General features: G+C 63.7%; 24 protein-coding genes and 1 tRNA gene. 14 read left to right on the top strand and 11 right to left on the bottom strand.

The features are described from left to right. Nucleotides 1-45: 45 nt before the first annotated feature. The gene (gene pip / locus MOK15_RS14770; protein WP_242932305.1) at nucleotides 46-987 is read right to left on the bottom strand and encodes a prolyl aminopeptidase; all 942 of its coding nucleotides are present in this window, start codon (nucleotides 985-987) and stop codon (nucleotides 46-48) included. 168 nt (nucleotides 988-1155) lie between these two features. On the opposite strand from pip, the gene MOK15_RS14765 reads away from it, so the two are divergent. From MOK15_RS14765 to MOK15_RS14755, 3 genes are all read left to right on the top strand, one after another. Further along, nucleotides 1156-1917, top strand: coding sequence for a methyltransferase domain-containing protein (locus MOK15_RS14765; protein WP_242932304.1), 762 nt, complete (start codon nucleotides 1156-1158; stop codon nucleotides 1915-1917). Between the two features lie 97 nt (nucleotides 1918-2014). Continuing rightward, entirely contained in the window at nucleotides 2015-2683 is a 669-nt protein-coding gene (locus tag MOK15_RS14760) for a 2OG-Fe(II) oxygenase (RefSeq protein WP_242932303.1), read from the top strand. Nucleotides 2684-2809: 126 nt separating this feature from the next. Further along, complete coding sequence (locus MOK15_RS14755) at nucleotides 2810-5635, top strand: TonB-dependent receptor (RefSeq protein WP_242932302.1); 2826 nt, start codon at nucleotides 2810-2812, stop codon at nucleotides 5633-5635. Between the two features lie 117 nt (nucleotides 5636-5752). Here the strand turns inward: MOK15_RS14755 and dnaN are convergent, their stop codons facing one another. Then, on the bottom strand, nucleotides 5753-6877 hold the full coding sequence (dnaN, locus tag MOK15_RS14750; RefSeq protein ID WP_242932301.1) for a DNA polymerase III subunit beta: 1125 nt from the start codon (nucleotides 6875-6877) through the stop codon (nucleotides 5753-5755). Nucleotides 6878-7049: 172 nt separating this feature from the next. On the opposite strand from dnaN, the gene MOK15_RS14745 reads away from it, so the two are divergent. From MOK15_RS14745 to MOK15_RS14735, 3 genes are all read left to right on the top strand, one after another. Beyond that, complete coding sequence (locus MOK15_RS14745; RefSeq protein WP_242932300.1) at nucleotides 7050-7538, top strand: hypothetical protein; 489 nt, start codon at nucleotides 7050-7052, stop codon at nucleotides 7536-7538. 47 nt (nucleotides 7539-7585) lie between these two features. Continuing rightward, nucleotides 7586-8848 carry a 23S rRNA (adenine(2503)-C(2))-methyltransferase RlmN gene (gene rlmN / locus MOK15_RS14740; protein ID WP_242932299.1) on the top strand — a complete coding sequence of 421 codons (1263 nt, stop codon included), beginning with the start codon at nucleotides 7586-7588 and terminating at the stop codon, nucleotides 8846-8848. Between the two features lie 84 nt (nucleotides 8849-8932). Continuing rightward, on the top strand, nucleotides 8933-9355 hold the full coding sequence (locus MOK15_RS14735) for a hypothetical protein (protein ID WP_242932774.1): 423 nt from the start codon (nucleotides 8933-8935) through the stop codon (nucleotides 9353-9355). A gap of 54 nt (nucleotides 9356-9409) precedes the next feature. Here MOK15_RS14735 and MOK15_RS14730 read toward each other — a convergent pair whose 3' ends face one another. Further along, nucleotides 9410-9922, bottom strand: a complete 513-nt coding sequence (locus MOK15_RS14730; protein ID WP_242932298.1) for an outer membrane beta-barrel protein — start codon at nucleotides 9920-9922, stop codon at nucleotides 9410-9412. Nucleotides 9923-10352: 430 nt separating this feature from the next. Here MOK15_RS14730 and MOK15_RS14725 point away from each other — a divergent pair, with 430 nt between their 5' ends. The 3 genes from MOK15_RS14725 to MOK15_RS14715 all read left to right on the top strand — a co-directional run bounded on the left by MOK15_RS14725 (nucleotide 10353) and on the right by MOK15_RS14715 (nucleotide 12413). Continuing rightward, nucleotides 10353-11594 carry a cyclopropane-fatty-acyl-phospholipid synthase family protein gene (locus tag MOK15_RS14725; RefSeq protein WP_242932297.1) on the top strand — a complete coding sequence of 414 codons (1242 nt, stop codon included), beginning with the start codon at nucleotides 10353-10355 and terminating at the stop codon, nucleotides 11592-11594. A gap of 111 nt (nucleotides 11595-11705) precedes the next feature. Beyond that, nucleotides 11706-12023 (top strand): hypothetical protein, encoded by a 318-nt coding sequence (locus MOK15_RS14720; RefSeq protein WP_242932296.1) that lies wholly within the window; start codon nucleotides 11706-11708, stop codon nucleotides 12021-12023. A 114-nt stretch (nucleotides 12024-12137) separates the two neighbouring features. After that, nucleotides 12138-12413, top strand: a complete 276-nt coding sequence (locus tag MOK15_RS14715; RefSeq protein ID WP_242932295.1) for a DUF3297 family protein — start codon at nucleotides 12138-12140, stop codon at nucleotides 12411-12413. A gap of 57 nt (nucleotides 12414-12470) precedes the next feature. On the opposite strand, the gene MOK15_RS14710 is transcribed toward MOK15_RS14715, so the two are convergent. From MOK15_RS14710 to MOK15_RS14700, 3 genes are all read right to left on the bottom strand, one after another. Then, the gene (locus tag MOK15_RS14710; protein WP_242932294.1) at nucleotides 12471-13001 is read right to left on the bottom strand and encodes a CHAP domain-containing protein; all 531 of its coding nucleotides are present in this window, start codon (nucleotides 12999-13001) and stop codon (nucleotides 12471-12473) included. A gap of 108 nt (nucleotides 13002-13109) precedes the next feature. Continuing rightward, a complete protein-coding gene (gene recF, locus MOK15_RS14705; RefSeq protein ID WP_242932293.1) occupies nucleotides 13110-14186 on the bottom strand; it encodes a DNA replication/repair protein RecF in 1077 nt (358 codons plus the stop codon). Nucleotides 14187-15045: 859 nt separating this feature from the next. Further along, complete coding sequence (locus MOK15_RS14700; RefSeq protein WP_242932292.1) at nucleotides 15046-15546, bottom strand: hypothetical protein; 501 nt, start codon at nucleotides 15544-15546, stop codon at nucleotides 15046-15048. A 94-nt stretch (nucleotides 15547-15640) separates the two neighbouring features. On the opposite strand from MOK15_RS14700, the gene MOK15_RS14695 reads away from it, so the two are divergent. Both MOK15_RS14695 and MOK15_RS14690 read left to right on the top strand, forming a co-directional pair. Beyond that, complete coding sequence (locus MOK15_RS14695; RefSeq protein ID WP_242932291.1) at nucleotides 15641-16033, top strand: VOC family protein; 393 nt, start codon at nucleotides 15641-15643, stop codon at nucleotides 16031-16033. Between the two features lie 26 nt (nucleotides 16034-16059). After that, nucleotides 16060-16596 (top strand): peroxiredoxin, encoded by a 537-nt coding sequence (locus MOK15_RS14690; protein ID WP_242932290.1) that lies wholly within the window; start codon nucleotides 16060-16062, stop codon nucleotides 16594-16596. Between the two features lie 112 nt (nucleotides 16597-16708). Here MOK15_RS14690 and MOK15_RS14685 read toward each other — a convergent pair whose 3' ends face one another. Beyond that, nucleotides 16709-17611, bottom strand: coding sequence for a dienelactone hydrolase family protein (locus tag MOK15_RS14685; protein ID WP_242932289.1), 903 nt, complete (start codon nucleotides 17609-17611; stop codon nucleotides 16709-16711). A gap of 290 nt (nucleotides 17612-17901) precedes the next feature. Further along, on the bottom strand, nucleotides 17902-18294 hold the full coding sequence (locus tag MOK15_RS14680) for a gamma-glutamylcyclotransferase family protein (RefSeq protein ID WP_242932288.1): 393 nt from the start codon (nucleotides 18292-18294) through the stop codon (nucleotides 17902-17904). 343 nt (nucleotides 18295-18637) lie between these two features. On the opposite strand from MOK15_RS14680, the gene MOK15_RS14675 reads away from it, so the two are divergent. After that, complete coding sequence (locus MOK15_RS14675) at nucleotides 18638-18823, top strand: PspC domain-containing protein (protein WP_242932287.1); 186 nt, start codon at nucleotides 18638-18640, stop codon at nucleotides 18821-18823. A gap of 332 nt (nucleotides 18824-19155) precedes the next feature. Here MOK15_RS14675 and MOK15_RS14670 read toward each other — a convergent pair whose 3' ends face one another. Continuing rightward, nucleotides 19156-19896: a DUF72 domain-containing protein gene (locus MOK15_RS14670; RefSeq protein WP_242932286.1), complete on the bottom strand. Its 741-nt coding sequence runs from the start codon at nucleotides 19894-19896 to the stop codon at nucleotides 19156-19158. Nucleotides 19897-20015: 119 nt separating this feature from the next. On the opposite strand from MOK15_RS14670, the gene MOK15_RS14665 reads away from it, so the two are divergent. Next, nucleotides 20016-20264, top strand: a complete 249-nt coding sequence (locus MOK15_RS14665; RefSeq protein WP_242932285.1) for a DUF2061 domain-containing protein — start codon at nucleotides 20016-20018, stop codon at nucleotides 20262-20264. A gap of 173 nt (nucleotides 20265-20437) precedes the next feature. Here the strand turns inward: MOK15_RS14665 and MOK15_RS14660 are convergent, their stop codons facing one another. After that, nucleotides 20438-21103, bottom strand: a complete 666-nt coding sequence (locus tag MOK15_RS14660) for a peptidylprolyl isomerase (protein WP_242932284.1) — start codon at nucleotides 21101-21103, stop codon at nucleotides 20438-20440. Between the two features lie 329 nt (nucleotides 21104-21432). On the opposite strand from MOK15_RS14660, the gene MOK15_RS14655 reads away from it, so the two are divergent. After that, nucleotides 21433-21759 (top strand): hypothetical protein, encoded by a 327-nt coding sequence (locus MOK15_RS14655; RefSeq protein ID WP_242932283.1) that lies wholly within the window; start codon nucleotides 21433-21435, stop codon nucleotides 21757-21759. 225 nt (nucleotides 21760-21984) lie between these two features. On the opposite strand, the gene MOK15_RS14650 is transcribed toward MOK15_RS14655, so the two are convergent. Continuing rightward, nucleotides 21985-22059 (bottom strand) — tRNA-Glu (locus MOK15_RS14650). Between the last annotated feature and the right edge of the window lie 68 nt (nucleotides 22060-22127).

Raw genomic sequence — 22127 nt, 5'->3', positions numbered from 1 at the left:
GGTCGCAAACCGGCATTGCCCCCCACTCCCACTCACCGCATAGGCCTATTCCGCAAACCCATCCGTAGCCCGCACCAGTGCATCCAATATGCCCGGCTCATTATAGGCGTGCCCCGCGCCCTCGATCATCTCGAAGCGCGCTTGCGGCCAGGCGCGGTGCAGCGCCCAGGCTGTTTCCGCCGGGCAAGCCATATCGTAGCGCCCCTGCACGATGACGCCGGGAATGCCGGCCAGCTTGCCCGCGTCGCGGATCAATTGTCCGTCCTCCAGCCAGCCGCCATGGACGAAATAATGATTTTCGATCCGCGCGAAGGCCAAAGCGAAATCGTCCGCGTCATGGGTCGCCGACAGAGCGGGATCGGGCAGCAGGCGGATCGTCTCCCCCTCCCACACGCTCCAGGCGCGCGCTGCGGCAATTTGCGCCGCGCGATCGTCTCCGGTCAGGACGCGGCGATAGGCGGCGACCATGTCGCCGCGCTCGGCCTCCGGGATCGGGCTCACAAACCGCTCCCATTTGTCGGGATAGATGCGGCTGGCGCCATGCTGATAATACCAGTCGATCTCACTCTGCCGGATGGTGAAGATGCCGCGCAGGACCAGTTCGGTCACACGCGCGGCATGGGTCTGGGCATAGGCCAGCGCCAGGGTCGACCCCCAGCTACCGCCGAATACCAGCCATTGGTCGACACCCATCATGTTGCGCAGCCGCTCTATGTCGGCGACCAGATGCCAAGTGGTGTTGGCGTCGAGATTGGCGTGCGGCGTCGACTGGCCGCAGCCGCGTTGGTCGAACAGCAGCACGTCATAACGCGCGGGATCGAACAGCCGACGATGGTCGGGCGAGATGCCGCCGCCCGGCCCCCCATGCAGGAAAACCGCAGGCTTGGCGCCGGGCGTGCCGACCCGTTCCCAATAGATGTGATGGCCGTCACCGACATCGAGATGGCCGGAGGCGAATGGTTCGATCGGGGGATACAGTGTGCGCATGGCGTTGTTCTAGACTGGGCTTCGCGCCGAATGAAGCACAACATCCGCTTTCAGGCATCGGCCAGACTCTCTTCGACAAAAGAGCGATACCCGTCGACCATCGTCATCGAGCCTGCTTGAGCAACGCGCCAGTCGGGCGCATCATCCGCTTTCGGGAGGAATTCCATCATGCGCGCTTTTTCCATGCTCTGCCTTGCCGCTACATTGGCGATCACCCCACCCGCCAACGCGGCGTCATCCCCCGACTATGCCGCCGCGATGGCAGACCCCAAGCGCCCGGCTGAAGCAAAGGCGCTGGACGAAAGCCGCAAGCCCGCAGAAACGCTCGCTTTCTTGGGCCTGAAACCGGGTATGAAGACGGCCGACATCATGACCGGATCGGGTTATTGGGCGGAGATCATGGCCGATGCGGTGGGGCGCAAGGGCAAGGTGACAGCGTACGAACCGAACCAGTTCTACACCCAGCCTGAGGAACAGAAGACATGGCAGACGCTGGTCGCGCGCCGGCCCGAAGTGCAATGGGTGCGCTACCCGTTCGAGGCGTTCAGCGCGCCGGCGAACAGTTTCGACTTCACGATCATCAACATGAGCTACCACGATCTTTACTGGCAGTCGGACAAGTTTCGCATTCCGCGCACCGACCCGGCCGCCTTCGTGAAGACGCTCTATGCCGCGACCAGGCCGGGCGGGATCGTCGGCATCGTCGATCATGTCGGCGGCGCGGGGGACACGCGGGCGATCGTGGACAAGCTGCACCGTATCGATCCCGCCGTGGTCAAGGCCGATTTCGCCGCTGCGGGTTTCGTGCTGGAGGCGGAAAGCCCGCTGCTCGCCAATCCGACGGACGATCATAGCAAGCTGGTGTTCGACCCGTCGATACGCGGCAAGACCGATCGCTTCCTCTTCCGGTTCCGTAAACCGAAGGATTGAACCAGACTCAACTCGACTGGAGAGAGGGGGCAAGACATTCGCGTTTGACCGCAAGGCGCGGGATGACGCCAGCTAGCGCCGCCGCCATCCTTGTGCCATGGACTTCACCGATCTCGACCGCCATGGCGCGGCGCGCCTGCCTGCGCTTCTTTCCCCCGATCAACGCGCCGCGATCATCGCGCTGTGGGACGATCCCGCCGCTTTCCGCAAGGAGGTGGTAATGGCGCGCCATGGCTATGGCAGCGGGCGCTATCGTTACTTCGCCTATCCGCTGCCGGCGCCCGTCGCAGCATTCCGCGAAATGCTCTATCCCGCGCTAGCGGATGTCGCCAATCGCTGGGCGGCGATGCTGGGAACGGGCGACATCTATCCGACACGTCATGCCGACTTCCTCGCCCGCTGCGCGCTGGGCGGGCAGGACAAGGCGACCCCGCTGCTGCTCCGCTATGAAGCGGGCGACTGGAATGCGCTGCATCAAGATGTCTATGGCCCGCATATCTTCCCATTGCAGGCAGCGATCCTGCTGTCGCAGCCGGAACGGGACTTCACCGGTGGCGCTTTCATCCTCACCGAACAACGTCCGCGGATGCAGTCGCGACCGGAGATGGTGCCGCTGTCGCAGGGCGACGCCGTGATCTTCCCGGTGCGCGACCGGCCGGTAACGGGTACGCACGGCGTCCACCGGGTACAGATGCGCCATGGCGTCAGCCGCCTTCTGTCCGGCACGCGCTATGTGCTCGGCCTCATCTTTCACGACGCGGCCTGATATCCAGCCAGCCCCTGTTCAGCCAGCCCAATACAATTTGCGACAAATTTGTCCGGCAATTGCCAGAGTCTTGCGACAAGTGGCGGTTAGACAAATAGGGGTTCCGGTCTGTCCGTGGGGGTTTTCGTGCGTCGATCCGCATCTGTTTTTCTGCTGCCTTTCCTGCTGGGCGTAGCACCCGGCGCGCTGATGGCGCAGGACCAGCCCAAGGGCACCGCACAGGAAGCGCCCGAGGAGGGTGAGGAAATCATCGTCACCGGCCAGCCGCAGCGCGGCGCGGTGATGGGCGAAATCGAACCCGAACAGCAACTGTCCCCCGCCGATGTCCGCGCGCTGGGCGTCACTTCCATCAACGAACTCATCACCGAATTGTCGCCGCAAACCAACGGCACGCCGATCATCCTGCTCAATGGCAAGCGCATCTCCAGCTTCGCCGAGATTCGCGATCTGCCGTCCGAAGCGGTGGCGCGGGTCGATATCCTGCCCGAGCAGGTGGCGTTGACCTATGGCTATGCGCCGACGCAGAAAGTGGTGAACATCGTGCTGCGCCAGCGTTTCCGCGCGGAGACCGGTGAGATCAAGCTGGGCACCACGACCGAAGGCGGAGGTGAGAATGGCGAGGTGGATGCCGGGCTGCTCCGCATCCGCGGCGACAATCGTTTCACCCTGAATTTAGACTATAGCCGTGCCGCACGCCTGCTGGAAAGCCAGCGAGACATCACGACGATCCCGTCCAGCCGTCCCTATTCGCTGGCGGGCAACATCCTTTCGGCAACCCAACGTGCAGAGATCGACCCAGCCCTTTCGGCACTGGCAGGACAGAATGTGACGATCGCCAGCGTGCCGGCCAGCGCCGCCAATGGCGCGCCCATGCTGGGCGATTTCGTCGCAGGCGCCAACGTGACCAGTCTCAGTGACCTTACGCGCTATCGCACGCTCAGCCCCGCAACCGAGAATTTCTCCGCCAACGCCACGCTCGCGCGAGCGTTGGGCGGCGTGTCGGCCACGCTTAACGGGCGGCTGGAACTGTCGGACAATGACTCGCTGCAAGGCCTGTCGACGGCAGCGCTAGGCCTCAATGCTGGCAGTCCCTTCTCGCCCTTCGGCCAGGACGTCACCCTCTACCGCTATCTGGCACAGGCAGGCGCGCTGGGGCAGCAGATCCGAGGCACCACCGGCCATATCGGCCTGACCCTGAACGGGCAGTTGAGCCGCAAATGGCAATGGTCCTTCACCGGCAATGGCGACCTGTCGATCACCCGCACCCGCACCGACCGGGGCGTCGCGACCGACGCGATCCAGGCAGCGCTTGATGCGGGCGACGGCAGCGTCAATCCCTATGGCGACTTCGCACCCGGCCTCCTCTCCACCCGCATGACCGACACGGCGCGCGCCAAGAGCCAGGCCGTGACCGCCGACCTGCTGGTGAGCGGCACGCTGTTCCGTATGCCGGCAGGCGACGTCATGACCTCGATTCGAGTGGGTGGATCGGCGAACGGTTTCGAAAGCCGATCGATCCGCTCCGGCGTGGAGCGCGAAACCGACTATAGCCGCCAGATCGCCAGTGGGCAGGTGAGTATCGACGTGCCGCTCACCAGCCGGTCGAAGGGCGTGCTGGGCGGCATCGGCGATATCGGCGTCAACCTGAACGTCGCCGCGCAGCAGCTTTCCGACTTCGGCACGCTTTCGACCCTGGGCTATGGGCTGCGCTGGCAACCGGTGCGGGCAGTCCAGATTCTCGCCTCCGCCAATCAAGATCGCGCCGCGCCGACCGGCTCGCAGATCACTGATCCGCTCATCTCCACGCCCAACGTCTCGGTTTTCGACTATGCGACCGGACAGAGCGTGTTCGTGACCCAGCTATCGGGCGGCAATGCGTCGCTTCGCGAAAGCGTGCGCGACCAGTTCCGCCTGAGCGCAACGGTGAAACCTTTCGAAAAGCCGAACCTGACGCTGACGGCGACCTATCTCAACAGCCGCACCAGCAACCCGATCGCCGCCTTCCCCACACCCACCCCATCAATTGAGGAGGCGTTCCCGCAGCGCTTCCTGCGCGATGAAGATGGCAACCTGTTGCAGATCGATGCCCGGCCGATCAACTTCCTCCGATCGCAGAGTACGCAGCTCCGCTGGGGCTTCGACCTGTCCATACCGCTGAAGTCGCGTATCCAGAAACTGGTGGAAGCATGGCGCGCATCGGGTGGACGACCAGAAGATCGGCCGCCCGAATTGCAGGCGCTGTTCGGCAATCGTGAGCGGCGCCAGGGCGGTCAGGAAGGCGGTGCACCGCCGGGAGCAGGCGGCGACCGGCCGCGCGGCGACGGCGGTGCGGGTCCAGGCGGCGATGGCCCGCGTCCGGGCGGACCAGGGGGCGGCTTTGGCGGACCCGGCGGTTTTCGCGGATCGGGCGGCGGTCAGGGCGGCGGACGCCTCAGCTTCAGCCTCTATCATACCTGGCATCTGGAGGAGAGCATCCTGATCGCGCCCGGCGTGCCGGAACTGGACCTGCTGAACGGTGACGCCACCGGATCGTCGGGCGGCCAGCCTCGGCATGAGATCAAGGCACGCATCGGCTATTCCAACAACGGCATCGGCGCGCGGCTGGGTATTGACTGGGAAAGCGGCACCCATGTCGACGGCGCCCTGAGCGGAACGGCAGGAGGAGCTTCACGGCTCGACTTCGGCAGCCTGGCGACGGCGAACCTGCGCATCTTCGCCAATCTGGGGCAGATGCCGCAGCTTACCAAGGACATGCCCTTCCTGCGTGGATCGCGGGTGTCGATCGGCATCGACAACATCTTCAACCAGCGCCGCGAGGTGCGCGATGCGACCGGGGCGACGCCGCTGCGCTACCAGCAGGATTATCTCGACCCGCTGGGACGCACCGTCTCGATCAGCTTCCGCAAGCTCTTCTTCCCCACTGGCGGAGCCGGCAGCCGACCGCGCGGCTGAATAAGCGTCGGGTGCGGCAACGGACGAACCAAGCCGCGCCAGACCAAGGCCTTCGCCGGGGACATCATGCCGGAACGGGGAGTCTGACTCAACCTGTCATCCCGCCCCAGGGCGGGTTCAGACCCGCATCGGCATCAATACATAGAGCGCCGGACTTTCGTCGCTCTCACGGATCAGCGTCGGCGCGGCGGCATCGGCCAGATGGAGTTCGACCAGATCGGTATCGATCTGGCCCAATATGTCCAGCAGATAGCGCGCATTGAAGCCGATATCGAAACCTTCGCCCTGGAAGGCGCCGGGCACTTCCTCTGCCGCCGTGCCATTTTCAGGGCTGGTGACCGACAGGGTGATCTTGTCGCGATCCAGGCTCATCTTGACCGCGCGGGTCTTTTCCGTGGCGATGGTCGCGACGCGATCCACGCCTTGCTCGAAGCTGCGCGGGTCGATCTTGAGCAGCTTGTCGTTCGCGGTCGGAATGACGCGGCTATAGTCGGGGAAGGTGCCGTCGATCAGCTTGCTGGTCAGGATCGCGCTGCCCAGGCCGAAGCGGATCTTGCTGGCCGACAGGCTGATCTGGACCGATCCGTCCACCTCATCCAGTAGCTTGCGCAGTTCACCGATGCATTTGCGCGGTATGATGATGCCCGGCATCCCGTCGGCGCCATCGGGGCGCGGCACGGTGACGCGGGCGAGACGGTGGCCGTCGGTCGCGGCGGCCTTGAGCACCGGTTGACCACCGGAACTGGCATCTTCCGAAACGTGGAAATAGATGCCGTTCAGATAATAGCGCGTTTCTTCGGTCGAAATGGCAAAGCGCGTCTTGTCGATGATCTGCTTGAGCGTCTCGGCCGGCAGTTCGAATATCGTCGGCAGGTCGCCTTCGGCGATCACCGGGAAATCGTCGCGCGGCAGGGTCGACAGGTTGAAGCGCGCGCGGCCCGCCTGGATCAGCATCTTGCCGTCGGCCGCCTGCAACGACACCTGGCTGCCTTCGGGCAGCTTGCGGGCGATGTCGAACAGGGTATGTGCCGAAATGGTAGTCGCGCCGGCCTGCTCCACCTGGGCGGACACGCTTTCCACCACCTGCAGATCAAGATCGGTCGCCATCAGCTTGATCGCGCCGTCGACCGACGCCTCGATCAGCACGTTGGACAGGATCGGAATCGTATTGCGCCGCTCGACCACCGACTGGACGTGGCTCAGGCTCTTGAGGAGCGTTGCGCGTTCGATGGTGGCCTTCATGTCCCTGTTCTGTCCGTTTCTTTTTAAGCCGATAGCCCGGATTCGGTCGAATCCCGGCGACAATGATGGATGCTTCTTCATAACCACTGTTGCGGTCCCTGCAAGCACCCCTTCGCCCTTTCATGTCGCGGCAGGGTTGCAAAAGGGGACGGCTTGGGCTTTGCCAAAAGGAATGCGCCGCATCCTTGCCTTTTCGATCCTGCTCCTGCTCGCCACCGAACCGGTGGTGGCACGCGATTCGCTGGGCATGTTCGAAAGCTGGGGCGCCTTTCGCGATTCCGCCACGCCGCGCTGCTACGCCATTGCCCAACCTGTCGTGCGACGAGGGCAGGCGCTCAAGGGCTTCGCCTCGGTCGGCAACTGGCCGCGCCAGCGGGTGCGCGGACAGGTCCATATCCGCCTCAGCCGCGCCCGCGCGCCGCAAGCGCCCGTCACCTTGAGCATCGGCGATCGCCGTTTCCCGCTGGTCGCGGGACAAATCGACGCCTGGGCGCCCGACGCGCGCAGCGACGCGCAGATCATCGCCGCGCTGCGCTCGGCCAGCAGCATGAGCGTGCAGACGGTCGGCGCGAACGGCCGTGCCTTCGCCGACAGCTACGCCCTGCGCGGCGCGGCGACGGCGATCGACGCGGCGGCCCTGGGCTGCGCGAAACTGCGCTGACCGAACGCATCTTTAAAACTCCGGGAAAATCGACTATGTGCGCGGCCATGCAGACAGCCGCCAGCCCCCTGATGCCGATTCCCGGCCATATCGACCCTGTGCCCGTGCCCCGCGCGGTGACGCCGCGTGAGGATGGACGCACCGACCTGATGGGGCTGTCGCGCTCGCAGATCAAGGACACTCTGGAGGAAGCGGGGCTGGACGCCAAGGCGGCCAAGCTGCGCTCCAAGCAGCTCTTCCACTGGCTCTATCATCGCGGCGAGACCGATTTCGACGCCATGACCGACCTTGCCAAGCCGATGCGCGGCTGGATGGCCGAACGCTTCGTCGTCGGCCGCCCGCAGGTGATGGAAGCGCAGGTGTCGAGCGACGGCACGCGCAAATGGCTGCTCCGGTCGGACGACGGCCAGGATTATGAAATGGTCTTCATCCCCGATGCGGACCGCGGCACGCTCTGCGTGTCCAGCCAGGTCGGCTGCACCCTGAATTGCAGCTTCTGCCACACCGGCACGATGCGGCTGGTGCGCAATCTGACGCCGGGCGAAATCGTCGGCCAGGTCATGCTGGCGCGCGACGCGCTAGGCGAATGGCCCAAGGGCAATATGGCGGCCGTGAACGATGTCGATGAAGACGAGGATGCGCCGCAATATTCGCCCGACGGGCGTATGCTGACCAATATCGTCATGATGGGCATGGGCGAGCCGCTCTATAATTTCGATCATGTCCGCGACGCGCTGAAACTGGTCATGGATGGCGACGGGCTGGCGCTGTCGAAGCGTCGTATCACCCTGTCCACGTCGGGCGTGGTGCCGATGATGGCGCGCGCGGCCGAAGAGATCGGCGTCAACCTTGCCGTCTCGCTCCATGCCGTGACCAAGGAAGTGCGCGACGAACTGGTGCCGCTCAACCGCAAATATGGCATCGAAGAACTGCTTCAGGCCTGCGCCGATTATCCCAAGGCGAATAATGCCCGGCGCATCACCTTCGAATATGTGATGATCCGCGACAAGAATGACAGCGACGCCGACGCGCACGAACTGGTCCGGCTGATCCGCAAATATAAGCTGCCGGCGAAGGTCAACCTGATCCCGTTCAACCCCTGGCCCGGCACCGATTATGAATGTTCGACGCCGGAGCGGGTTCGCGCATTCAGTAGCATCGTGTTCGAAGGCGGCATCAGCGCACCGGTGCGCACGCCGCGCGGTCGCGATATCATGGCCGCCTGCGGTCAGCTCAAGTCGGCAAGCGAGAAGAAGAGCAAGGCGGAAATGAAGCGCCTGGCCGAAGAGAAGCAAGCCGCGCTCGGATGATCCGGGGCTGACGACGCGCGCATGAAGCGTGGAACAGGAACCCCGCCCGAAACGGCGGGGTTTTCTTTTGGGGGAAGAGCCATGATGACCGACGAAGAGATGGAAGCGCTGGCGGAGGGCTTTTGCGCCTGCACCCTGCCCAAGGTGGCGTGGACCCATGTCGCCCATTTCGCGACTGCGCTATGGTTGATCCTCAAGCGCCCGGATGTACAACCCGAACGCGACATGCCGGACTTGATCCGCCGCTACAATGAAAGCGTGGGCGGAGTGAACAGCGATACGGACGGCTATCATGAAACCATCACCCAGGCGTCGCTGCATATGGCGCGCCTTCTGCTCGCCAGCTTGCCCGGCGACGTCGGCCCCTCAACCGCTTTGGCGGCGCTGATGGCTTCATCGCTAGGGGATAAGGACTGGCCCTTCGCCTATTGGTCGCGCGAGCGGCTCATGTCGGCGGAGGCGCGCCGGGGGTGGGTGGAACCAGACCTCAAGCCGCTTCCCGCATAGGAAAAGGGCGGCCCGTTGGACCGCCCTTCCCTTGTTCCGATCTTTTGAGAGGGATCAGAAACGGAAACCGATGCCGACGACGCCAGCGTCGCGGCCACCGATGTTGGCTTCATATTCGCTACGCTGATATTCGGCCGAGATGTAGGTGTTCGGGGTCACCGAATATTCCAGACCGCCGCCGTAGCGCACGCCTTCGAACGACGCGCCGCCATTGCCCAGGTCGATGCGGGTGTTGGCATAGCCAACCTTGCCGAACGCCAGGATGCGCGGGGTCACGGTGTAGCCGAGGCGGACCGAAGCGGCCAGGTCACGGCTGACTTCCGCACCAGCGCCGGCGCTGGTGGTGGTGTCGCCGAAGGAAACTTCCGGACCAAAGGTCACGCCGGGGACGACGGCGAGGTCATAGCCTGCGGTCACGCCGTAAGCGAAGCCGTCGCGGCCGTCGAACTTGTCATAGCCCAAGGTCACGCCCGCGCGCGGCCCGGTGAAGGGTGCAGCGTCCTGAGCGAAAGCAGGAGCGGAAACAGCAGCGGCAGCAGCAATGGCTGCGAAAATCACAGTCTTCATAAAGTCCTCGATGTTATTCTTGTCGCCGTGACTTAGATGTTCATCCGGCGTTCAGGTTTGATGCAAAGCAATCATGAACTTATTCTCACGATTCCTCCTGCTCCTTTTCTCTCCATTATCAGAGAGAGAAGGGCGCCATCTGCATCATGATCGCGCAATCGCCATCTAGGATCGTCAGATTGAGTTGCAAAGGGGTAGAGTATTTATTTCATTCAATTTCACCCCTTGTGTTGCAAAACTGTTACATCTCGCCGTCCCCGGAAAAACGACGCCAACGCCGGCCAGCCGTTCCCGGAATCCTCGCTCGAAGGTGAGGCCGCCCCGCTCGTTCAGTGTGCGCTGACAAAAGGCAGTTATTGGGAAGACCATGCCGGCCATGACTGCTAAGCGGGCATTTGACGCCTGCGAAATGACATGACAGGGTAGCAGCATGAAACTGTTTGAACGTGTTCTCAAGCGGTTGGTCACACGCGGCCAGCTTACCGTCCACTACGCCAATGGGGGCAGCTTCACGGTCGGGCAACCCGACCCGGCCTTTCCCAACATGGCCCTGCGCTTCAAGGACGGGCGCGTGCCGCTCGACATCATCAAGGACCCGCGCCTTGGCATGGCGGAAGCCTGGATCGACGGCCGTGTCGCCATAGAAGGCGGCGGCATCATGGAGTTCATCTCCATGATCCGCGCCAACAATCCCTGGGAACAGGGCCGCTCCATCGATGCCAAGAGCCTCCTCAGCCGCGGCTTCAAGACCGCCCGGCAGAAATTCTGGCGCCTGAACCATAAATCCCGGTCCAAGGCCAACGTCGCCCATCATTACGACCTGTCGGGCGCGCTCTACGCCCTCTTCCTCGACCGCGACCGCCAATATAGCTGCGCCTATTTCCCCGATGCCGACAATGAGGCCGGGATCAGCCTGGAGCAGGCGCAGGAAGACAAGAAGGCGCATATCGCCGCCAAGCTGCACCTGAAGCCCGGCATGAAGGTACTGGACATCGGTTGCGGCTGGGGCGGCATGGCGCTGTACCTGCACCGCACCTGCGGCGTCGACGTGACTGGCATCACCCTGTCCGAAGAGCAGCTCAAGGTCGCACGCCAGCGCGCCGAGGAAGCGGGCGTGGCCGACCATGTCCGCTTCGAGCTGATCGATTATCGCGACATGCAGGGGCCGTTCGACCGGATCGTGTCGGTGGGCATGTTCGAACATGTCGGTACGGCGCACTTCCGCACCTTCTACAACAAGTGCCGCGAGCTGCTGGCGCCCGATGGCGTCATGCTGATCCACACGATCGGTCGCGTCGACGGGCCGGGCATCACCGACGCCTTCACCCAGAAATATATCTTCCCCGGCGGCTATATCCCCGCCTTGTCGGAGATGATTCAGGGTAGCGAGGGCACGCGCCTGATGGTGACGGATGTGGAGGTGCTGCGCATCCATTACGGCCTCACCATCCGCGAATGGTACAGGCGGACGATCGCGCACAAGGCCGAGATCGTCGCGCTGTATGATGAGCGCTTTTTCCGCCTCTGGACCTTTTACCTGGCCGGGGCGGCGACCGTGTTCGAGCATGGCAGCATGGTGAATTATCAGGTCCAATATGTCCGCGACCGCCGCAGCCTGCCCATCACCCGCGACTATATGCAGGATGCCGAGGCAGCCCTTCGGGGCCGCTGATCCGGATTAACCATCGCTGACAGTCATGTTCCCGGCCGGTTCAGCCGGTCCGGTGCATTCCCCCTCCATGCCCCACCTGTTGACGGGCGGGACATGTGAGGAGAGAGCGACATGAAATTTTTCTGGAAGAGCGCCGCGGCGTTGGCCCTTGCCGTCGCCAGCCTGGGCGCGGTGACGGCTCCGGCACAGGCGCAAGACCGTGGCGGCCATAGCTGGCGCGGCGACCGCGACCGCGACGGCCGCTGGAATGACCGGCGTCGGGATAACAGGCGCTGGGACGACCGGCGTCACTGGCGCGGGGACCGTCGCGACTGGCGGGGTCATCGCGGCTATGATCGTCCGCGCTATGGCTATCGCCAGCGCTGCTGGACCGAATGGCGTTACGATCATTATCGCGATCGGCGCGTGCGGGCGCGTGTCTGCCGCTGAAGCAGGATGACCGCGCCGTTCATGCTGCGCGGCCATGCGGCATGAACGGCGCGGCGGTTGACGACAGGCGCGCCGAGGCGCTAGGCGCAGGCCAACTTCCCAAGGAACTTGACCATGAGCGACACGCCTCCCGACCATCTGTCCACCAATCCGCGCAGCCCCCATTTCGACATGGACGTGCTTCAACGCGGCATCGGCATCCGCTTCAAGGGCCGTGAGCGCAAGGATGTCGAGGAATATTGCATTTCCGAAGGCTGGATCCGCGTCGCCGCCGGCAAGACCCGCGACCGCCACGGCAATCCGCTGACCATCAAGCTAACCGGCGAGGTCGAGGCCTGGTTCGAAAATCCGGCCGAAGCCACCGAGGACAAGGCCGCCGACGCCGAGTGAAATAGGAAAAGGGGCGCCCGAAGCGCCCCTTTTTCATTTGGACCAGGATTGCGTTCCTTAGAAGGCAGCGCGAAGCGCCGCACCACCGGCATTGTCCGCCGAAGCGATGCGGACCGGCTGCTCGATCGCCTTGGGCGCATCGGCGTAGATGAAACCCTTGGCCGGGTTGGAGCGCAGACCCAGCCCGCCGATCGGAGCGTACCAGACGCGCACGTCGGTCCAGTCATTATTGGGCGACACGTCGACGGCGCGGACATCGCGCTCGATACCGCCGCGATAGGACCAGTTGGCGTGGGTCAGCAGCACTTCACGGTCATTCACCACCTTGCTGACCATGGCGACATGGCCGATCGGCATGGCACGGCTAGACGAGAAAGCGAGGACGGCGCCGACGCGCGGCTCATGACCGCGGTCATAATGACCCTCGGCCTGACCCCACCAGGTGTTGGCGTTACCGAAAAGCTGGATGCCCGAAGCCTGACGGGCGAAGGGCACGCATTGCAGTGTGTGGGCGGTGGCGGGAACAGCGACCAGGGTCGTGAGCGCAAGAACAGATGCGGCGAAAAACGTCCTAAAACCACCGATCATGCGATTGCGACCCCGACTTATTGTGTAGGCTTAACCCTTGATGACGGTCTTAGGGCAGACGCGGGACGGATGGACAAGCGCCGGGCGACGAATCGTTTTATCGATGCGTTATGTTGCGGAACGAAAGACGTGCCCAGCCGTTACCGTCAGTCGCGTTGCGGACGGTAGATCGCTGAAAAGCCCGGATTCGGTGCCCGTCATCCATATCTGCCCCCCGGTCGCGGCCAGACGATCGAACAAGGCGGCCCGACGCACCGGGTCGAGATGCGCCGCCACTTCGTCCAGCAACAGCACCGGCGGCTGCCCCCGATCGGCGGCGACCAGCGCGGCATGGGCCAGCAGGATCGAGAGCAGCAGCGCCTTCTGCTCACCGGTCGAACAGAGGGCGGCCGCCTGCCCCTTGGCGACATGGGTGACGGCCAGGTCGTGGCGATGCGGACCGGACAGGGTGCGTCCCGCCACCGCATCGCGCCGCCGGTCGCGCGCCAGCCGCGTGGCGAGCGGCTCTTCGTCACTCTCACCCTCATCCCCCTCGATCGCGACCAGCGGCCGGGCGAAGGGCGCGTCGGGCTGATCGGCCAGCATCAGGTTCAGCCGCGCCACCAGATCGGCGCGCGCACCGGCCAATGCCGCGCCATGTTCACCCATCTGCGCCTCCAGCGCGGTCAGCCAGACCGGATCGGCCCGGCGCAGGTCGGCAAGCAGCCGGTTGCGCGCGCGCATCGCCGCATCATAACGGGCGCTGTGCGCCGCATGGCCCGGATGCAGCGCCAGCGTCAGCCGATCTAGGAAACGCCGCCGCCCGCCGGGACTGTCGAGAAACAAGCGGTCCATCGCCGGGGTCAGCCAGACGATCGAGAGGTAGTCGGCCAGCGCATTGGCGGAGGATGCGACCCCGCCGATCCGCACCTGCCGCCGCTCGCCGCTGGCCTGCGCGACGCCGGTGCCCAGCACCACCCCGTCCACTTCCGCCGCGACGCCGAAACCGCCCGCCCCCTCCTGCCGCGCCATCGCGCTGAGCGCCGCGCCGCGCAGGCCGCGCCCCGGCGCCAGCATCGATACCGCTTCCAATATATTGGTCTTGCCCGCGCCATTGTCGCCGGTCAGCAGGATGAAGGCATGATCGGGCAGGATCAGCGCATCCGCATGGTTGCGGAAATCGCTCAAAGTCAGGCGGCCGATCATCGCGTGGCTGTAGCGGGGAGTCGAAGCGGGGGGAAGCTGCCTTTGCCGGCGACCAGATCCATGCGGGAAGGTCACAGGCACGCGACAGCGCCGAAGTTCACAGTGTCGCAGGAGGCTATTTTTGGCGCGATTGGCAGCCAATGCGGCAGAAAAGCCACGGCGAAGCGACACAGACGCGCCATCGACGCGCGCCTGGCGCAACAGGGTGGTCACGCCGACGCGCCGCCCGCGCGACAGGGACGCGCCGGATGGGTCACAGTTGCGCGCCGGTGCGGCGGTGATCGGCTGGGGGGAACGGGGGCGGAAGGCGTGCTGGTCCATCGACAAGGATAGATCAGAAGAAATCCTACATTGAAAGGGAATAGGATTGGGGAAGGCGGAGAGGCTCGTGCCGAAGGGTGGCTGCGGCCTGTTTTCGATGCCTCCCCGGCCTTATGCCTGGGGCAATGGCAGGAGATGGGTTCCCGCCTACGCGGGAATGACGAAGTTGGGTGGATTGACGAACCGGCATCTTTGCGGGCGTCACCACGCGAAAGCCATCCTACAGTCTCGTCATGCCAGCGAAAGCTGGCATCTCCGGCGGAAGCGCGCAGCAGTCGGGCGCGGCGCTTATCCTAAGCCTATCGCGCCATCGCGTGAGACCCCCTATCGATAGGATGACGGTAATGGGTGGTTTGCGGACGGTCGGGTTTTTTCATCCTCCCCTGGTAGGGGAGGTGGCTGGCCGCAAGCCAGACGGAGGGGTGTCACCCTATCGATAGCTGGACACCCCTCCATCGCCTTCGGCGGTCCCCCTCCCCTTGCAGGGGAGGATTTTATGTCCCCTTCTGCCCGCCTCCCGTCGTCCGCCGGTCGGCGTCTAGCAGCGCTTGCGCGTCACTGCCGTCCCGTCGTTCATGATCGTCAGCGTTTTGCCATCGGCGGAAGGTTGCAGTTGCAGCGTGCGCGTCCAGCTCTGCCCTTCGCCGGTGAAGGCGGCGTTCACCGCTATCCGTCCATTGCTTCGTTCGCGCACGGACTGCACCGTGCCCACGCTTTCGTGGAATATCAGTTCGTCGGGCGCGATGGTCAGGCCCAGGTCGGCGGAGCGGTCACCACAGCGTTCGTCCATTCCCGTCCAGCGTCCTTGCAGTCCCGCCGGGATCAGGCCGTTCGGCGCGGCGGGCGGGGGTGGTGCATCGATCACCGGCGGCGGTTCGACCGGGGTGATGACGTTGGCGGGCACCGGCCCTTCCTCCACATTCGGCAAGGTCTGGTCGACGATGTTCGCGACGACGCCGGATTGCTGCTCCTGCTGCCCGTCCTTCTGGTTGCAGGCGGTGATGAGCAGCAAGGGCAAAAGAGGCAGGATTCTTCGCATGACCATAGTAACCCGATCGCCCCTTCCCGGTTCCGCCGCATGACTCGGCCCCGCCATCATGATAACTTGTAACCCCATAAAGGGAGTCGATGCCATGCCGGTATTGGGAATGGGCGGCCTGTTTTTCCGTTCGCGCGATCCTGAGGCGCTGGCCGCCTGGTATCGGACCCATCTCAATGTCGGTGGCGGCTGCGTGGCCGAACCCGGCATGGAACCCAATGAATGGGTGTGGCAGACGTTGGGCGGGCCTGTGGTCTTTGCGCCATTCAAGGCGGACAGCGATTATTTCGCTGCCGACAAGGCGTTCATGCTCAATTTTCGCGTATCGAACCTCGACGCGCTGCTGGCGGACTTGCGCGCGGCGAACGTTGCGATCATCACCAAGCCCGAATGGGACGACCCCGTGGTCGGCCGTTTTGCCCGCATTCACGATCCGGAGGGCAATGCGATCGAACTATGGGAACAGCCTGTCCCGAAAACTGATTAATGCCGCCTGATCCAAGGAGCTTATCGATGAAGCGTCTGCCCATTCTCCTCGCCGCTGCCGCCGCTGCCCTGTTTTCGTCGGGCGGCGCCATGGCCGCGCTCGCCGTGGGCGCCAAGGCGCCCGACTTCACCACCCGCGGCGCGCAGGCGGGCAAGACCTTCACCCTGACCCTGTCGCATCAGTTGAAGCGCGGGCCGGTCGTGCTCTATTTCTTCCCCAAGGCCTTCACGCCGGGCTGTTCGGCCGAAGCGCGCGAGTTCGCGGAGAATATCGACAAGTTCAAGGCGGCGGGCGCCACCGTCATCGGCATGTCGGCGGACCCGGTGGACGATCTCGTCGCCTTCTCCACCAAGGAATGCGCGGGCAAGTTCGCCGTCGCATCGGCCGGGCCGGGCATCGTGTCGGGCTATGACGTGGCGCTCAAGATGCGGCCGGGCATGACCGACCGCACCTCCTATGTCATCGCGCCGTCGGGCCGCATCGCCTTTGTCCATAGCGAGATGAGCTATGCCGGCCATGTGAAGAGCACGCTGGCCGCGGTGGAGGCGATGAAGGGGAAATAATAAGGCCCCCTCTTTTACCCCGTTCGCCCTGAGCTTGTCGAAGGGGCTCTTCTTTCTTTGACCGAAAGAGAAGGGCTTCGACAAGCTCGGGGCGAACGGGCAAGAGGGGCGTTCACCCCTTCACATATTTGCCGAACCAGCCAAGCGTTTCCTGCCAGGCGACCTTGGCCGCCGCTTCGTTGTAGCTGGGGCGATAATCGGCCATGAAGCCATGATCCGTCCCCTTGTGGACGGTGATGGCGTCGGGCGGCGACTTGCCCGCCTTCGCCAACGCGGCGCGCATCGCTGCCACGTCGGTTTGCGGGATGCCCTTGTCCAGTTCGCCATATTGGCCGAGCACCGGGGCCTTGAGCTTGCCGACCTCCTCAATCACGCTCAGCGGCTGCAACGCGGTCTTGTCCGTCACCAGCCGGCCGTAAAAGGCCACCCCCGCATCGAGCGCGGCGCTGTGCGCGGCATAAAGCCAGACGACCCGCCCGCCCCAGCAGAAACCGGTGATGCCGCGCCGCCTGGCGTCGCCGCCATGGCTGCCCGCCCAGGCATAGGTGGCGTCGATGTCGGTCAATACCTGCGCATCGGGCGTCCTGGACACGATCGTGCCGACCAGTTGCTTGAAGTCGGCGATCTTGGTGGCGTCGCCCTGACGGGCGAACAGGTCGGGCGCGATGGCGTAATAGCCCGCTTTGGCGAAGCGGCGGCACATGTCGCGAATCCATTCATGCACGCCGAAAATCTCATGCACGACGACGATGACGGGCGCGGCCTTCCTGCCGGCCGGCCGGGCGACGAAAGCGGGCATGGCGAAACCGTCGCTCGCGGGGATGGAGACAGTCTCCTCCTTCAACCCCTCGCCCGACGTTTGTACCGCGCTGCTGGCGACCGGATGGCACGCCGCCGCGAAACCGGCGGCGAAGGCGCCCCCGGCGAGCACATGGCGGCGTTGCAGGCCTGTCGTGCCGATCCAGTTGCGATCGTCGGGCAGGCGCTCACTGTCGTCGCGATTATCGGTGGTCATCGGCACGCTCCTCTTCCCCATGGCTGAGGCGCGCAGAGTAGAGCAAGGACAGGGAAACGGAAGAGTGGATGGATGGCGTCACGACAAGGGGCGGCGATATGCAGCGTCTGCATATCGCCGCTTCCCTCCGGGGCTTAGAGTCTGTTTGAAAATGCGCGGAAAAGCGCATTTTGAGACCGCACCGGCCCTCACCCCCACCCGGCCACCCATATGATACTGCCGTTGGGTGGCCGGGTGGGGGTGAGGGCCGGTGCCGCAATGCGCCGAAGGGCGCATTCCCAGACAGCCGCTTAGCCGCCCGACAGAAAATCCCCATCCGCGATCCGCGTCAGGCCGACCACGTCGCGCGCATAGACATAGGTCCACGCTTCGACCGGTCCCGCCATTCCCTCGACCGCCAGCAGCTCGCGCCGATATTCATGCGGCGCGGGGAAGCACGGCGCGCATTCTTCATAGTCGTCCAGCCAGGCAAGGGTCGCATCGATATCGGCCGGCGCAAACAGATCGCCCGCTACCCGCCCTTCCTCCCCAGGCACGAAGCCGGGATAGTCGGCGATCCGGTAGAGCCTCCCCCGCGCCCAGCCCCGACCGACATGCCGCGCCTCCGACCGCAGCCGCAGCGCCATCGGGCCGCCGAAACCGGTGCGCAGGCTGCCATAGACGAAAAGAAATGCCTCGCGCATCAAAAACCCATGATGTTTTTGCCAAGTTGCGGTGAAATTTCCCAACTGACGGAATTTCCCGCACGAGCCATTTTACGCCACCATAGGAAAATCAACGTATTTCTGCCAAAAATCGAAACTGGCACGCCCCCTGCTTATACGCTTGGCATCAAGGCCGGATGGTCCGGCCGACACACAGCAGGGAGTAAATATCATGTCTATCGCCAAGTTCCAGACCGTCGCTTTCGCCCTCGTCGGCGCCGTCGTCTTCGCCAGCCTGTTCATCGGCGCAGCCGTCCCGGTGGTGCCGATCGCCTGATCGCCCCCCTCACATAAAAACATATCCAAGCAGAAGGCCAAACTCATGAACAACAGCTTCACCCTCGACCGTCGCAACGGCAAGATCATGGGCGTGTGCGCGGGCGTCGCCAACCGCACCGGCCTTGATGTCACGCTCGTCCGTGTTGCGCTGGTTCTGTTGACGCTCTGCGCGCTGGGGCCGATTGGCGTCGTGGCCTATCTGCTCGCCGGATGGCTTGCGGAAGGCTGAAACCTTCCCGGCCGATGGCGCCCAAATACAAAGTTACCCCAAAATAAAAAGGCCGCCCTGGTTCAATCCAGGAGCGGCCTTTTGGCATCCCGACCAGTCGGGATGAAGATCGCGGGACCCCCGCGATCAGGCATAAAGCACCGAATAGAAAGTCAGCATCTGCACACCGACCGCAACGGCCAGCACAGCGCCCTGAAAAGCCTGACGCATATTTTACTCCATTGTCACAAGATAAATCCCCATATTGTGGGGATGCAGGCCCTTACGCCCGTCATATTATTGTAACAATCGCAAAGCGCGGCTTTCCGGTTGCATCAAATGCAACAGCCCCGTTACCCCAGAGCCACAATCATCGACTGGGCCGCAGCGGGGTTCCTTTCCTTGGCGCCGCTGATGAAGAAGGTGAAGACGTCACCCTGCTGCGCCTGCCCCTTCGCCCGTTCAGCCCAGCGCCCGATATCGGCGGGGGCATAGCCGATCGGCTCGTTAGCCCGCGTACGCATCAGCCGCGCATAGGAGAAGCCGACATCATGGCCCCGGATCGCCGGATATTCGTCATGGTCGGCGAAGACCACCGCCGCCCCGGCATCCCGCGCCAGGGCGAGAAAGGCGGGATCGTCGAAACTGCCATGCCGCACCTCCAGCGCATGGCGGAGCGGCACGCCATCGACACTGGCGGGCAGCAATTTCAGGAACGCGCCGAAATCGTCCGGATCGAACGCCTTGGTCGCCATGAACTGCCAGAGGACCGGTCCCAGCCGATCGCCCAGCTCGGCCAGGCCCTGCCCGACGAATTTGGCGACCGACTCGCCCGCCTCGGCAAGGATTTTTCTATTCGTGCAATAGCGCGACGCCTTCACCGCAAATTGGAAGCCGTCTGGCACCGCTTTGGCCCAGCCAGCGAAGGTCGCGGGCTTTTGACTGCTATAATAAGTGGCGTTGATTTCGGTCGCGGTCAGATGCTCCCCGACATAGGCCAGTTCATCCTTCTGCCGCAGCCCCTGCGGGTAAAAGCTGCCGCGCCAGGGTTCATAGACCCAGCCGCCAATGCCCACCCTGATCCGTCCAGCCATGTCAGCATCTCCTTTTCATAGCATCCTGATCGGCCGCGCCGATCAGAGCCAGCAGAAAAAGCCATTGGCCACTATTGCGAATGACTCTTAGTTGGACTGCAACAAAGGAGACGCCACTCATGCCCCGGACCGTATCGCTCGATCTCATCAAGACCGGCACTTACCTGACCATCCACCTGACCGTCGGCTTCACCGTCGCCTATCTCATGACGGGATCGGTCGCGCTGGCCAGCGGCATTGCCCTGATCGAGCCGATGATAAATGCCGTCGCCTTCTTCTTCCACGAGCAGGCGTGGAAGAAAATCCAGGCCCGGCCGCCCAAGGGCAGCGGGCGGGCATGGATGCGCGATCAGGCGGCATTCGCCTGAGTGTGTGTGGCCCCGTCCAGAGCGGTCGAGCCGATTGCGCCGGCTCGGCCGCTATAGCTTTTGATTTAAGGCGTTTTCCAAGTCTTACCAGGATATATTGATGGCAACTCATGCGGACCTGTTCTCCGGCGAAAGCCGGGGAACAGCAAGGATTCCACCCGCTTGGGAACGCTCTACTTCGCCGTCTTCCGGAGGCCGATCAGCCAGGGCTTGACCCCGCGCGAGGCTTTGGGCGTGCCGTCCAGCCGCCGCGCGTGCAGGATGGCGATGGGCTTCACGATCATCTGCCCGCGCATCGGCCCTGACCCGCAACAGGTCGGCACGGCCAATATCTTCTTCACCACATCCATCCCCGCCACGACATGGCCGAAGGCGGCATAGCCGATATAGTCGCCACGCGCGTCCATGTTCGGCGTCGGGCCGATGGTGATGAAGAAATTGCCCATCGCCGAATCGGGCCGGTTTGGCCGGGCCATGGACAATGTCGCATCGAGATGCCGGATGCCGGTCTGTGTCGTCGGCTCGTGCGGGATCGGCGGCAGGGAGCGGCGCGCATCGGTGTCGATCCCCCCCTGGATCAGGCCCAGCTTTGGATCGCTCTTGCGCCGCGCCGCGCGGTAGAAGGTGACGCCGTCGAACCGCCCGTCATCGACATAGGTCAGGAAATTGGCCGAAGTGCGCGGCGCGTGCTTCTGGTCCACCGCGACGATGATCGTGCCGACCGAGGTCTCTATCGCAACGCGGGTGTAACCGGGCGTCGGCCTGTTGGCGGGAAGGGCAAGGGCCGCGACGGGCGCAAGGCCGAGCAGCAGGAGAAGCAGACGAGGAAAGAAACGCATCGACAGCAGCCCTAAAGCATTTTCCGGCTGTGTGGAAACATCCGACGGCCGGGAAATCAGGGGCCATATCCTGGATGCGGATTGGAAAGGCCATGCGGTAGACCCTATCGCATCCGCTGTGCCCGTCACGATGGCATTCTTCGGTTCGATCAAGACTTGCTCTCGATACTGGAAGATTGTCCGCGGGTTGAAAGCTTCAATCAGCCGAGCAATTGCGTTTTCTGGCTATCGCGGACAAGAATGCGGACGCCTCGCTCGCGAATATGGCTCTGGTTCGATTGAAGAAGGACAGCGCCGACGATCGGCGCGGGAATTTTGGTTGATGGAATATGCTGGACATCTACTACGCGCCTCCCTCGACAAGGTTTATGCCGGAAGAGCCTGGTCATCTGGAGTTCGCAGGCTCCATTGATCTCGATGCGCATCGTTCGCTTGCCACCCTGTTTGAAAAGAGTCGGCAGGCTGGCACCGATCTCCTATATTTCCGGGATTCGATGCTGAAGCCCGCGCAAGTCACGATCCTGTTGCAGACCTTCATGGCAAATGCTCCCGGATTGGGGGGGAGCGGGCAGTCGCTTGCGGCGTTCAATGCCATACGGGATCTTCTTGAGGGAGCCGTGAGCAGAGGGATGGGGCTGGTGGCCTTCAGCGATTGAGCGCCTGCGATCGGTTGCAGAGGATAACCGTAGCCGTTTGAGATCTACGGCGGATGCTCACCCGGCGTATCAGCGAAACGGGCGACCCAATTGCGCAGTGCCAGATGTCCCGCGAAGCACCGAATCATGCCATTGAAGCCCACTCAAAATGTGGGACCAGCCGTGGGATCCATTTCCAAAATTTCAGGAAATATGCCGCCAAATCAAAGTGATAAATCGCTTTACTGGTGACCCCTACGGGAATCGAACCCGTGTTTCAGCCGTGAAAGGGCCGCGTCCTAACCGCTAGACGAAGGGGCCACTCGTCGGCGCTGCCGTGGCAGCGCTGCGAAGCGAGGGCGCAATTAGGCGGGGACGGGGAAAGGGTC

Origin of the sequence: Sphingobium sp. BYY-5 (assembly GCF_022758885.1) — a bacterium.
In the GTDB taxonomy this organism is placed as follows: domain Bacteria; phylum Pseudomonadota; class Alphaproteobacteria; order Sphingomonadales; family Sphingomonadaceae; genus Sphingobium.
Note: the sequence above shows the minus strand (reverse complement) of the source record. Positions and strands in the feature narration are given on the sequence as shown.